At 64.1% G+C, this 12,632-nt stretch carries 13 protein-coding genes; 12 read left to right on the top strand and 1 reads right to left on the bottom strand.

Annotated elements, in window-relative coordinates:
• The first annotated feature begins 5 nt into the window (after nucleotides 1-5).
• The 11 genes from HND55_12055 (at nucleotide 6) to pdxJ (ending at nucleotide 9,721) form a co-directional block, all read left to right on the top strand.
• Nucleotides 6-611 (top strand): hypothetical protein, encoded by a 606-nt coding sequence (locus HND55_12055; GenBank protein QKK03324.1) that lies wholly within the window; start codon nucleotides 6-8, stop codon nucleotides 609-611.
• Nucleotides 592-1,608 (top strand): hypothetical protein, encoded by a 1,017-nt coding sequence (locus HND55_12050; protein ID QKK03323.1) that lies wholly within the window; start codon nucleotides 592-594, stop codon nucleotides 1,606-1,608. Before HND55_12055 ends, HND55_12050 begins: the two co-directional genes overlap by 20 nt.
• A 15-nt stretch (nucleotides 1,609-1,623) precedes the next feature.
• On the top strand, nucleotides 1,624-2,100 hold the full coding sequence (locus HND55_12045) for a SoxR reducing system RseC family protein (protein ID QKK03322.1): 477 nt from the start codon (nucleotides 1,624-1,626) through the stop codon (nucleotides 2,098-2,100).
• A gap of 11 nt (nucleotides 2,101-2,111) precedes the next feature.
• Nucleotides 2,112-3,533, top strand: coding sequence for a DegQ family serine endoprotease (locus HND55_12040; protein ID QKK03321.1), 1,422 nt, complete (start codon nucleotides 2,112-2,114; stop codon nucleotides 3,531-3,533).
• A gap of 81 nt (nucleotides 3,534-3,614) precedes the next feature.
• On the top strand, nucleotides 3,615-5,420 hold the full coding sequence (gene lepA, locus HND55_12035; GenBank protein QKK03320.1) for an elongation factor 4: 1,806 nt from the start codon (nucleotides 3,615-3,617) through the stop codon (nucleotides 5,418-5,420).
• A gap of 5 nt (nucleotides 5,421-5,425) precedes the next feature.
• Complete coding sequence (lepB, locus tag HND55_12030; protein ID QKK03319.1) at nucleotides 5,426-6,217, top strand: signal peptidase I; 792 nt, start codon at nucleotides 5,426-5,428, stop codon at nucleotides 6,215-6,217.
• A 30-nt stretch (nucleotides 6,218-6,247) separates the two neighbouring features.
• Nucleotides 6,248-6,616 carry a DUF4845 domain-containing protein gene (locus tag HND55_12025; GenBank protein ID QKK03318.1) on the top strand — a complete coding sequence of 123 codons (369 nt, stop codon included), beginning with the start codon at nucleotides 6,248-6,250 and terminating at the stop codon, nucleotides 6,614-6,616.
• A gap of 4 nt (nucleotides 6,617-6,620) precedes the next feature.
• Nucleotides 6,621-7,313 carry a ribonuclease III gene (rnc, locus tag HND55_12020; GenBank protein ID QKK04096.1) on the top strand — a complete coding sequence of 231 codons (693 nt, stop codon included), beginning with the start codon at nucleotides 6,621-6,623 and terminating at the stop codon, nucleotides 7,311-7,313.
• Nucleotides 7,314-7,316: 3 nt separating this feature from the next.
• Nucleotides 7,317-8,204 (top strand): GTPase Era, encoded by an 888-nt coding sequence (gene era, locus HND55_12015; GenBank protein ID QKK03317.1) that lies wholly within the window; start codon nucleotides 7,317-7,319, stop codon nucleotides 8,202-8,204.
• A gap of 54 nt (nucleotides 8,205-8,258) precedes the next feature.
• Nucleotides 8,259-8,987 (top strand): DNA repair protein RecO, encoded by a 729-nt coding sequence (gene recO, locus HND55_12010; protein QKK03316.1) that lies wholly within the window; start codon nucleotides 8,259-8,261, stop codon nucleotides 8,985-8,987.
• The gene (gene pdxJ, locus HND55_12005) at nucleotides 8,984-9,721 is read left to right on the top strand and encodes a pyridoxine 5'-phosphate synthase (protein ID QKK03315.1); all 738 of its coding nucleotides are present in this window, start codon (nucleotides 8,984-8,986) and stop codon (nucleotides 9,719-9,721) included. The genes recO and pdxJ overlap by 4 nt, the downstream gene beginning before the upstream one ends.
• Here the strand turns inward: pdxJ and HND55_12000 are convergent.
• On the bottom strand, nucleotides 9,708-10,514 hold the full coding sequence (locus tag HND55_12000; protein QKK03314.1) for a response regulator: 807 nt from the start codon (nucleotides 10,512-10,514) through the stop codon (nucleotides 9,708-9,710). The genes pdxJ and HND55_12000 overlap by 14 nt on opposite strands.
• Here HND55_12000 and HND55_11995 point away from each other — a divergent pair.
• Nucleotides 10,496-12,535, top strand: coding sequence for a hypothetical protein (locus HND55_11995; GenBank protein QKK03313.1), 2,040 nt, complete (start codon nucleotides 10,496-10,498; stop codon nucleotides 12,533-12,535). The genes HND55_12000 and HND55_11995 overlap by 19 nt on opposite strands.
• The last annotated feature ends 97 nt before the right edge of the window (nucleotides 12,536-12,632 follow it).

Here is a 12,632-nt window from a genome sequence, read left to right as displayed (position 1 = left end):
ATGGCATGACTGAATCCAATCGGGAATACCTGTCCTGTCTGATGGACGGAGAACTTGACCGCAGTGCGCGTCGATTCTTGCTGCGTCGGCTGGCTGATGACGCTGAAATGAAGGCGACCTGGCAGCGCTTTCATCTGGTGCGGGCCTGTCTGCATCAGGAAAACTTCGCCACGGCCGATCTGTCCGAACGCGTCTCCTCGGCCCTGGACGGGGAGGCGCTGGAAGCATCCCCCGGCCGCTCCGGGCGATGGCTGCGGCCGGTTGCCGGCAGCGTTATCGCGGCCAGCGTTGCGCTAATGGCCATTGTCGGCATCAACTCCACGATGCTTGAACAGGAGGCGGATCGCTCCACGCAGTCCGGGCCGGGTTTTGTCAGTCAGCCGACCTCGCTGGACCGGTCGTTCAACCAGTCGGCTGTACCGGTCAGCTACTCGGAGCAGCCGGCTGACGTGCGTCAGCGAATTGGCGGCTATGTGCTGCGCCATCATCAGGCAGCGGGCGGTGCCGGCTTCGTTGCCTATGTGCCGCTGGTCACCGAGATGGCCGAGGCGGGAGCGAACGACAACGATGTGGCCGAGGAGTCTCCTGTCGATGCGGTTGAGTCCCGCTAGTCCGCTGTCGACAGGCCTGGGTCCGCTGCTGGCCGGCCTGGTGTTGGCGATGCCGGCCGCGGCCGCGTCGGAAGACAGCGTTCAGCACTGGCTCGACCGCATGTCACGGGCGGTCGAGACCCTCAACTACCGCGGCACGCTGGTTCATGTCCGCCAGGGGCATGTCGATACGCTGCGCGTCATTCATCGTGCTGACCAGGATGGCGTTCGGGAGCGTATCTATTCCATTGACGGTCCGCCCCGGGAGGTGCTTCGCAACGGTAACAGCGTACGCTGTGTGCTGCCCGGAGACCAGCCGCTGCTGCTGGAAAGCCAGCTGTCGGGGCGCTTGCTGCCGAGCCTGCCGGTCAGTCGCCTGATCGGGCCGGATTCGGCCTATCGCATGCGTCTCGGGGGTCGTCAGCGGGTCGCCGGCATGATGACTCGGGAAATCGAGATCGAGCCGCGCGATGCCTATCGTTACGGATCGCGGGTCTGGCTGGAAGAGCAGACCGGTATGCTGCTGCGCTATGCGGTGATCGATCGCCACGGCAACCATCTCCAGCAGTTTTCGTTTACCGAAATCGAGCTCGGGGTGCCAATCAGCGATGCCGAGCTGGAGCCCGAGCTTGACGGCACCCTGCACAGCCTGGCCATACAGTCACAGCAGGCCCGGGAGCGATCAGTGATCAGCGCGGCGGGGCGCATGGCGGCGCGCCCGCGCGTGCCGGGCGGCTATCGCCTGATCCGCGCCGGTCAGGGCCAGAGCGAGAGCAGCGTGGAGTTCGAGCATCTGCTCTACAGCGACGGCCTGGCCAGTTTCTCGATCTACATCGAGCGTGCCGATGACGCAGCGCTGTCCGGCCGAATTGACACGGTCGGGCCGATTCACGTCTATTCTGCTCAGTCCGGTGGCTATCAGTTCACCGTTGTCGGCAAGGTGCCCGCTGCAACGGTTGATTTCGTTGGCCGCCAGCTGCGTCGCAGCGGGGGCGCGGGCGCTCGTTTGCGCCGTTGAGCGAACCCCGCGACCGTGACATCGCGTATCTGGCAGAAGGCGCGGGTTACGGGGTCTCGGGCCGGTTATCTCACGCTCCAATTTGCTTCGCCGGAAGCCTGCCGGCGCTGTCGCCAGGGCCGCGGCTGCGGCGGCGGGTTGTTTGGTGCCTGGCTGGGGTCGAGTGCCCCGATCGTCGAGGTCGCCGCCGGGGATTCGGTGCGGGTTGGCGACTGGGTGCGGGTCGGCTTCGACACGACGTTTCTTGTGCGGGCGGCGCTGCGAGTCTACGGGCTGCCGCTGGTCGCCTTTCTGCTCGGTGCCGGGCTGGCGCACCACATGCTGGCAGACAGCACGTGGCGGGACCCGGCCGCACTGGGTGCGGCGCTCCTGGCCTCGGCGGTTGCCTGGTGGCTGGCCGGACTCGCCTGTCCAACGGCGAGGCCGGCGATTGAACACTTGTCCTGTGAGGCTGTCGACACCACCTCTTGCAGAAGTCCTGATCCGCAATGAATGGAGTCACTATGCTCAACAAAACCTTGTTTGCCCTGGCCACTGCGCTGGTGCTGGTCTGCCAGGCGGCCGATGCCGCGCGCGGGGATTTCACCGACCTGGTCGAACAGTCGATTCCGGCAGTGGTTAACATCGAGACCGCTCGGTTCGGCGAGCGACCGGATGATGCTTCTGGCAGTGAAAGCCAGCTGCCGGAGGATATGCCGGAGTTCTTTCGCCGCTTTTTCGAGCAGCCATTCGGCGACGGTATGCCGCGCGGTCGACCGGACCGGCGTGGTGGCGGCTCCGGTTTTATCATCGATTCCGATGGCCTGGTGATCACCAATCACCACGTGATCGAAGGCGCCGACGAGATCCTGGTGCGACTGGTTGATCGGCGGGAGTTCGAAGCCGAGCTGATCGGATCGGACCCGGAAACCGATATTGCGCTGTTGCGGATACCGGCCGACGATCTGCCGACGCTGGAGTTCGGCGACTCCAGTTCGGTCAGGCCGGGCGAGTGGGTGATCGCCATCGGCTCACCGTTTCAGTTCGAGCAATCGGTAACGGCCGGAATTGTCAGCGCAACCGGTCGCACACAGGGTGCACAACAGCAGTATGTGCCGTTCATTCAGTCCGATGTCGCCATCAATCGCGGCAATTCCGGCGGGCCCTTGATCCGCACCGATGGTTCGGTTGTTGGCATCAATTCCTGGATTCTCAGCTCACACGGCGGCAATATTGGCCTGTCGTTCTCGATTCCGAGCGAGATTGCCAGGAATTCTGTCGAGCAGCTGCTCGAGCACGGCAAGGTCTCGCGCGGATTTCTCGGCGTCGTGCTCGAGGAAATCGATCGTGACAAGGCCGATGCGCTCGGCCTGGACCGGCCCAGCGGGGCCCTCATCAACGATGTGGCCCCGGGGACCCCGGCCGAAGCGGCCGGGCTGCAGGTCGGCGATGTCATCCTGGCCTTCAACTCGCGCCCGATCGAGCGTTTTTCGGAGCTCCCGCCGCTGGTCGGGATGCAGCGTCCGGGCACTGAGGTCGAGCTCGAGCTGTGGCGCTGGGGTGAGCGCAAGACGGTGACCGTCGAGCTCGGCGAGCGCGACGATGAAGCAATCGCCCGGCAGGGCGGTGAAGGCGGTCCGGTGGTTCCCAGCAACGCGCTCGGTCTGGTCGTCGAGCCGCTCGACGGGGATCTGCGCCGACAGTTTGGCAATCCGGACGGCGGCGTGCTTATTACCGAGGTCGAGAGCGACAACGCCTATCGTGCCGGCGTGCGGCGCGGCCAGGTGATCCTGATGATCAACAACGAGCCGGTCGCCGGCATTGAGGATTTCGGACGTATTGTTGATTCCTTGCCACCCGATCGTTCCGTGGCGCTGCTGTTGCAGGCGCGCGGCGGCAACACCTCGTTTGTTGCCTATCGGCCCGAGCAGGAGCCGGCGGAGTGACGCTGGCCGGCCAATGGCCGGTATAATCCCCGCTTTTGTAATACGCCCCCGGCCCCGGCCGGGGGCGTTGGCCGCTGTCCGATGACCGAAATCCAGCGAATCCGAAATTTCTCGATCATTGCCCATGTTGATCACGGCAAGTCGACGCTGGCCGACCGGTTCATTCAGGTCTGCGGCGGGTTGAGCAACCGGGAGATGGCCGAGCAGGTGCTCGATTCAATGGAGCTGGAGCGTGAGCGTGGCATTACCATCAAGGCTCAGTCGGTCACCCTGGACTACGTTGCCGATAACGGACAGACCTACCAGCTCAATTTCATCGACACACCGGGTCACGTCGACTTTTCCTATGAGGTGTCGCGTTCCCTGTCGGCCTGCGAAGGAGCGCTGCTGGTCGTCGATGCCGCCCAGGGGGTCGAGGCCCAGAGTGTCGCCAACTGCTATACGGCGGTCGAGCAGGGTCTGGAAGTGATTCCCGTGATCAACAAGATCGATCTGCCCGCGGCGGATGCCGATCGTGTACGCCACCAGATCGAGGACATCATCGGGATTGACGCATCCGAGGCCCTGCTGGTCAGCGCCAAAACCGGTGAGGGCGTCCGTGAGACGCTCGAAGCCCTCGTGCGGCGGATCCCGCCTCCGGAAGACCGCAGCGAGGGCCCGCTCAAGGCGCTGATCATCGACTCCTGGTTCGACAACTATCTTGGAGTCAATTCGCTGGTCCGCATCAAGCAGGGAAAGCTGCGGCGCGGCGAGAAGATCTTCGTGATGTCGACCGGCGAGGAGTATCAGGCCGACCAGATCGGCATCTTCACCCCCAAGCGCACACCGTCCCCGACGCTTCATTGCGGCCAGGTCGGTTTCATTGCCGCCGGCATCAAGGAGGTTCATGGCGCGCCGGTGGGCGACACGATCACCAGCCTGAAGTCGCCAACCGAGCAGCCACTGCCCGGCTTCAAGCCGCTCAAGCCACGCGTGTTTGCCGGCATCTTTCCGGTTGATTCCTCGGACTACCCGGACTTGCGCGAAGCGCTCGACAAACTCCAGCTCAACGACTCGGCGCTGCAGTTCGAGCCGGAAACGTCCATGGCCCTGGGGTTCGGGTTCCGGTGCGGCTTTCTGGGCATGCTGCATATGGAAATCGTGCAGGAGCGCCTTGAGCGGGAGTACGATCTCGACCTGATCACGACCGCACCGACGGTGATCTACGAACTGGCCATGACCGATGGCGAGATCCGGCCGCTGGACAATCCCTCCAGCCTGCCGCCGGTCAATCAGATTGCCGAGGTTCGAGAGCCGATCATCATGGCCAATATCCTCGTGCCCCAGGAGTATGTCGGCAACGTGATCGGCCTGTGCGAGGAAAAGCGGGGCGCCCAGCGCGATATGCGCTTTCTCGGTGGTCAGGTCCAGCTGAGCTACGAGCTGCCGTTGTCAGAAGTGGTGATGGATTTCTTCGATCGACTCAAGTCGGTCAGCCGCGGGTTTGCCTCTTTCGAGTATGATTTCCTTCGCTACCAGGCCGGGCCTTTCGTTCGGCTGGATCTGCTGATCAACGGCGAACGGGTCGATGCCCTGTCGACCATCGTGCACCGCGATCAGGCTGAGCGGCGCGGTCGGGAGCTGGCCGAGCGCATGCGCGAGCTGATTCCGCGACAGATGTTCGATATTGCCATTCAGGCGGCCATCGGCTCACACATCGTGGCCCGCTCGACGGTCAAGGCCTATCGAAAAAACGTCACCGCCAAATGCTATGGCGGTGATGTCACCCGCAAGCGCAAGTTGCTGGAAAAGCAGAAGGCCGGCAAGCGCCGAATGAAGCAGGTCGGCAAGATTGAAATCCCGCAGGAAGCCTTTCTGGCGGTACTGCGAACCGACCAGGAGAAATAACAACGATGAATCTGGATTTCGCTCTGATCCTGACCGTGCTCACGCTGGTCGCCGGTCTGTTCTGGCTGCTTGAGCGGCTGTGGCGAAAACGGCGCGGCGAAGACGCCTCCGATACGAGTTCAAACATTCGCAAGACGGTCGAGCTGGTCGGATCGCTGTTTCCGGTGCTGCTGCTGGTGCTGGTGTTCCGGTCCTTTCTGTTCGAGCCGTTCAAGATCCCTTCCGGATCAATGATTCCGACACTGTGGATCGGCGATTTCATCGTCGTCAACAAGTATGCCTACGGTCTGCGCCTGCCGGTGCTCAACAACAAGATTGTCGACATTGGCGAGCCGCAGCGCGGTGACATTATCGTTTTCCGTTTTCCCGAAGACGAGCGAATCAACTACATCAAGCGCGTGGTCGGATTGCCCGGCGACACCATTTCGTATCGCAACAAGGTGCTCTACGTCAACGGCGAACCGGTCGAGCAGCAGCGGGTCGGGCCATGGTTGGGAGAAGGGCTGAACCGGAATCCGCCGGGCACGCGACCGGTCAAGCGTCTCGAGCACCTGACCGAGGAGCCGCATCCAATCGTGATTTATCCGGAACGTCCGAATCGCTACATCGACTCGGTGGTCGTGCCGGCCGGCCATTATTTTGTAATGGGCGACAATCGTGATCAGTCGCTTGACAGCCGTGCCTGGGGATTTGTGCCCGAAGAAAACCTGGTGGGCAAGGCCGTACGTATCTGGATGCACTGGGACTGCTCGCGGGGGTGTATCGACTTCGGCAGAATCGGTGATAGAATTCATTGACAAGGGCTTGGGCCAGAGGGAAATTCAACGATGAGGGCATTGTCCAACCAGCGCGGACTGAGCTTGCTGGGATTCATGTTTCTGCTGGTGCTGGTGTTGTTTTTCACCTACATCGGCATCAAGCTGGTACCGATCTACCTCAACCACATGTCGGTGACCAGCGAAATGAAGGCGATTGCCTCGGAGCCGGGTTCGGCCAACAAGCCGCCCAACACGCTCCGACGCGAACTGCTGACCCGACTGGATATCAGCTACGTCGACTACGTCAAACCGCAGCACGTAACCATTGAGCGCGGCGATGGGGTTCGGCTGGTCGTCAGCTACGAAGTCGAAACCCATCTGATCGGCAATATCGACGCGGTGGTGCGCTTTCATCGTGCCGAACCCCTCCGGAACTGACGAGATCACTCGACTGCCCGGTATCGACTACCGGTTTGCCGATGCATCGCTGCTTCGCCGTGCCTTGACCCATCGAAGTCACGGTGGCCGCCACTACGAGCGGCTGGAGTTTCTCGGTGACGGACTGCTCAGTTTCGTCATTGCCGAGCAACTCTACAGCCAGCGGCCGCATGCCAACGAGGGTGACCTCAGTCGCCTGCGTTCGCGCCTGGTGCGTGACTCCACCCTGGCCGAAATCGCCCGCGAGCTGGGCCTGGGAGACCATCTGCACATGGGTCCGGGCGAACTCAAGAGTGGCGGTTACCTGCGCGAGTCGATTCTCGCCGATGTGTTCGAAGCGCTGATCGGCGCTGTCTTTATCGACGGAGGATTCGCTGCTGCCAGGCAGGTGATTGTCGAGATCTTCCAGCCTCGCATCGAGACGCTACCGGATGCCGACGCGCTGAAGGATCCGAAAACCCGGTTGCAGGAGTTGCTGCAGGCGCGCGGCCACGACCTGCCGACCTATGAAGTGGTCTCGGAGCAAGGCGCCGACCACGCCAAACGGTTTCGCGTCGCCTGCCGTGTGGATGCCCTGGCAGAGCCGGTGTGCGCCGAGGCCGGCAGCCGACGCAAGGCCGAGCAGCGGGCGGCGCGCGAAATGCATCGAGTGCTGCTCGAGCATCTCGACGGCTCCGGCCACGATCCTGGTGGCTGAGGCATGGGCTCGTCGCCGCGATCCGGTTATGTAGCACTGCTGGGCCGACCCAATGTCGGCAAGTCGACCTTGCTCAACGCACTGGTCGGCGAGCCGGTCGCGATCGTCACGCATAAACCCCAGACCACGCGGCACCGCATCACGGGAATTGTCAACCGTTGTGAAGGGCAGGCGATCTTCGTTGACACGCCTGGTCTGCATCGGCGCCGCGACCACGCGCTCAATCGCCGCCTCAACCGAGCCGCTTCCGACGTGCGGGCCGAGGTTGACGTGATCGTCGTCGTTGTGGATGCGCGCCGCCTGACAGACGAAGACGAGATGGTGCTGGAACTGGTCGAGCGGCTGGAGGTGCCGCGCATCCTGGCTTTCAGCAAGATCGACCTGCTCGATCGCCGGGCGCTGTTGCTGGAACGGACCGAGCAGCTGACCGGGCGGATCGAGTTCGATGCCGTTGTCTACCTGTCGGCGCATCGCGGCGAGGGGCTCGATGCGTTGCTCGAAGAAGTATTTCGGCGGTTGCCGGCGGGCGACCCAATCTTCGAGTCCGACCTGTTCACCGATCGATCCGAGCGCTTTCTGGCCGCAGAGATGATTCGCGAGCAGCTCATGCTGCAGCTGCATCAGGAGTTGCCCTATGGCCTGACCGTGATCATCGAACGCTTCGAGCATGCGCCCTCGCGTCTCGAGATCGATGCCCAGATTCTAGTCGACAGCGATCGACACAAGGGCATGGTGATCGGCCGCGGCGGACAGGTTCTCAAGCGGGTCGGCACCCGGGCGCGGCGAAAAATTGCCGAGCTGCTCGGTCAGCGCGTCCACCTGGAGCTGCACGTCAAGACGCATGCCGGTTGGCTCGATGATGACGGTGCGCTTGATGATCTGGGTTTCTGACCGTCCAGATATCGGCGGTTCACGCGGTGGCGGGGTTTGTGTAATGCTTGGCGCATGAGCCGGATCGAGGAGGAGCCGGGGTGGATACTGCACCGCCGGCCATGGCGGGAAACCAGCCTGCTGATCGAGTACCTTGGCCGCGATGCCGGGCGGGTCGGGTTGGTTGCGCGCGGGGCGCGCGCACCGCGTTCGGCCTGGCGTGGCCTGGCCGAACCGTTCTCTCCGCTCAGCGCAGCCTGGACTCGGCGCGGTGAAATGGGCACGCTGGTGACGCTGGAGTCGGCCGGCCGGCGTCTTGTGCTTGCCGGACGTGCGCTGTGGTGTGGACTGTATGCCAACGAGCTGGTGCTGCGTCTGCTGCCGCGTGACGATCCGCATACTGCCATCCACGATGACTATTCGCGGCTGATCGGCGCCCTGGCCGCAGGCGAGCAGGCCCAGTCGATCCTGCTGCGCCGATTTGAGCTGGACTTGTTGACCGCGCTCGGTGTGGCCCCTGATCTGCAATACGAGGCCGTGAGCGGAGCGGAGATCCGCGGCTCGGATCTGTATCGACTGGATCCGGAAGGGGGCCTGATCAGGGTCGACCGGCCGGGTCGCAGTGTGTTTTCGGGCGCGGTCATCCAGGCGCTGCGCGACGGCACGGGGCGCGACCTCGATGACATGCGGCAGGCGCGGATGTTCATGCGAGAGCTGATTGATTACCATCTGGGTGGAAGGCCGCTTGAAACGCGGCGACTGTTTCGCGGCGAGCCCAATCCAGGACAAGGACGAAAGACATGACCGGAGTATTGCTGGGCGTCAATATCGACCACGTGGCCACGCTGCGCCAGGCGCGGCGGGGCCGGGAGCCCTCGGTGGTGCACGCAGCGCTGGTGGCCGAGCAGGCTGGCGCAGACGCGATCACCATTCATCTGCGCGAAGATCGCCGTCATATCCAGGATCGCGATGTGCGCCTGCTGTCCCAGACGATTGCGACGCGCATGAATCTGGAGATGGCGGTGACCGACGAGATGCTGGCGATGGCCGAGCAGATCGGACCGGCCGATGTCTGCCTGGTACCGGAGCGGCGCGCCGAGTTGACGACCGAGGGTGGCCTGGACGTCGCGGCCGAACCCGAACGCGTCAGCCGGGCCTGCGAACGCCTCGCGTCAGCCGGGATTCGCGTCAGCCTGTTCATTGACCCTGAGCTGAAACAGCTCGAAGCGGCCGTGACGGTCGGAGCCCCGGTGGTTGAACTGCACACCGGCCGGTATGCCGACGCCCGGGGTGCAGGCGTGGGTGCCGAGCTGTCACGGCTGCACAAGGCAGTCGAGGCCGGTCGCCGCCTGGGCCTGGTCGTCAACGCCGGCCATGGCCTCAATTATCATAACGTCGGGCCGGTCGCGGCACTGAGCGGCATTGCCGAACTCAACATCGGGCACGCGATCGTCTCGCGCTCGGTATTCGTGGGGCTGGACGCTGCCGTTCGCGAAATGAAGCGCTTGCTCACGGCGGCGCGATCTACGGATCGATAGCGCGTCGGCGCAGCGTTGAGCAGCGGCGCAGGGCGCCAATCGTTCCGTGTGCGATTCGCAGCAGGTTGACGTAAGCGGTGCCTGGCGAGCTGTCCAGGCCATCGAGGAGTCGCTGACGCAGCATCCGGCAGGCCTGCGCCAGGCGGGTCGCGCCGGCGTAACCGCTGGCACCGGCCCACTGGTGCAACAGATCGGCGGCGGCCTGATGGTCCGCGCATCCGATCATGCCGTCGAGCAGCGGCAGCTTGCCCTCGAGCTCCTCGATCAGCATTGTCTGCATCCGCCGGGCAAGCTGTTCGTCGTCATTGGCCGCGGCCAGCGCGCGTGCCGGGTCGACCAGACAGGTCGTGTTGGCTGGCTGCTCGCGTTCAACGGCGTTCGCAACCGAAGCGGGCAGGAACAAGCGCTCGATGGCGCTGATCAGTGCGCGGATCGTGATTGGCTTGGTGAGATAGTCGTCGAATCCTGCTTGCAGCAGCCGGGCCCGCTCCTCGGGACGGGTGTCGGCGGTCAGTGCCACGATGCGCGCGTGTGCGGAGCGGTGACCCAGATCGCGTATGCTGTTAGCGGTTGCAAGTCCGTCCATGCGCGGCATGTGCAGATCCAGGATGATGACGTCAAACTCGCACTGTCGACAGCGCTCGATCGCCGAGGGTCCGTCGGCGGCCAGCTCCACGCTGGCGACTGCGGCTTTCAGCCCCGCGCCGAGGAATTCACGGTTGATCGGATGATCATCGACCACCAGCACCCGCAGGTTTTCCAGGGAAAAACCGGATGATTGCTGCGCGTTCATGTCGCAAGGATACCGCGCTCGCTGGTTGCAGCCAACGCTTGCTGGCCGGCAGTCTTTGTCTGCTTGCCTTGGCCCTGACCGTCGCACCGGTGCAGGCGGCGCGACTCGATCTCCAAAGCGGTCCGGGACAGGCAGGTCCGGTTCACTGGCAGTCGATCGGCATGCTGTTCGAGCCCGTGGACAAACGCTGGCAGGTCCGTGTCGAAGGCCTGATGCTGCAGCCCGCAGGCCGCTCCCTTGGCAACCTGATGGTCGACTGCGCGGACGGCAGCCTGGCGCACGGCATGCTCGACTGCCGCAACGGCCACTGGCAGTGGCAGGCGGAGGACGGCGGCGACCCGGTGCGCGGACAACTGGTCATCGAGGCCCGGGATGACGGCTTGCAGCTGGCGCCGGTTGCCGGCCTGTCGATCGAAATCCGATGGCCGCAGGAGCAGTCGCCGTCGTCACTGACAGCCACGTTCAGCGAGATGTCGCTTTCGGCGCTGCCGGATGTGCTGCGTCGTTCCCTTGGATTGAGCGTGCTGGAGGGCCGGGTTGACGGCGAGTTCGGATGGCTCGCAGGAGGCGTTCATGCCGATCTGGTGCTTTCGGACACGGGCTTTGACCGCAGCGATGGCTGGCTGGCCGCGGCCGGCCTGGATATGCAGTTGAGCGCGCAGCTCGAACCTGACGGCGAGGCGACCGAGTTCGCTGTGCGCCTGCAACAAACGGCCGGCGAACTGCTGGCCGGCTCGCTTTATCTGCCCCAGCCCGGCGGTGTCGTGTCGATGGAGCTTGTCGGGGCGGTTTTCCGGGACGGCATGGTGGCACTCGAGAGGATACAGTTCCGCGATCCGGCCGGTCTGGCGCTGGATGCCGCAGCGCAGATCCGGCCCACACCCGAACCGAGTCTGTCAAAAGTCGTTGTCGAGCGGCTTGATGTCCAGCTCGAACAGGCCTGGCCGCGCTGGGCCGAAGGCCTGGTGGCGAGCCACGGACTGGACAACCTCGCGGTCAGCGGCCGAGCAGCAGCCAGTGGGATCTGGCAGGACGGACAATTGAGGCGTCTGGCACTGGATCTGGACGATGTCTCCGTGGTCGATCCGGACGAGCGCTTTGCCCTGACCATGGCCGACCTGCGCTGGCATCAGTCGACGGACGGCGGTTCGGCGACACTGGCCTGGGATGCGCTGGAGCTGCTGGGGCTGCCGTTCGGACCGGCCGAGCTGATCGCCGAGCGGCCCGGTGACCGCTGGCGGCTTTCGCAGGCGCTGCGGGTGCCTCTGCTCGACGGTGCGGTTGTCATCGATGCCGTCGATGCGATGCGGGACGCCGGCGGTGCGCCCGTGCTGACCGTGGATGCCCGGGTCGAGCCGCTTAACCTGACGGCGCTGACGCGCCTGCTTGGCTTTCCCGAGTTTGGCGGTACGCTGTCGGGGCAGTTTCCAGGGGTCGTCTTGCAGGCGGGCGTCATTGCCTTTACCGGCGGGATCGAGATCCGGGCGTTTTCAGGCCTCATTGCGCTCAGGGAGCTGGTCATCGAGCGACCTTTCGGGACGTTGCCGGCCCTGGCGGCGCAGGTTGATGCGACGCGGCTGGATCTGGCACAGGTAACCGCCGCATTCGATATCGGTCATATGGAAGGTGAACTGTCGGGCTGGATGCACGATCTGCGGTTGCTGGACTGGCGCCCGGTGGCCATGGATGCCCGCTTCTTTACCCATGACGATGCGCCACAAAGACGCATCAGCCAGCGTGCCGTGGAAAACCTCTCCAGCCTCGGTGGCTCGGTCGGTGGCGCACTCGTATCGAACACCATCCTGCCGATGTTCGAAACGTTTCCCTACGAACGGGCCGGTCTGGCCTGTCGGCTGTCGAACAACATCTGCCATCTCGACGGCGTGGCGCCGCACGAATCGGGCGGCTTCTACATTGTCGAGGGGCGCGGGTTACCGAGGCTCAATATCATTGGTCACCGTCGCCTGGTTGACTGGCCGCGCCTGATCGCCCAGCTGGCAGACATGGTGGCGGGATCCTGAGCCCGGACGCACTGGTCGCGCACCGTTCAGGGGTCGCCCGCTTCGCCGTCGTCGTCCTCGTCGATCAGTTCCAGTTCGCCAAAATCGACATTGCCTC

The organism is Pseudomonadota bacterium, from assembly GCA_013285445.1.
GTDB lineage: Bacteria > Pseudomonadota > Gammaproteobacteria > Xanthomonadales > Wenzhouxiangellaceae > Wenzhouxiangella.
The sequence above is the reverse complement of the archived record's forward strand: the minus strand, read 5'-3'. Positions and strand labels throughout refer to the sequence as shown.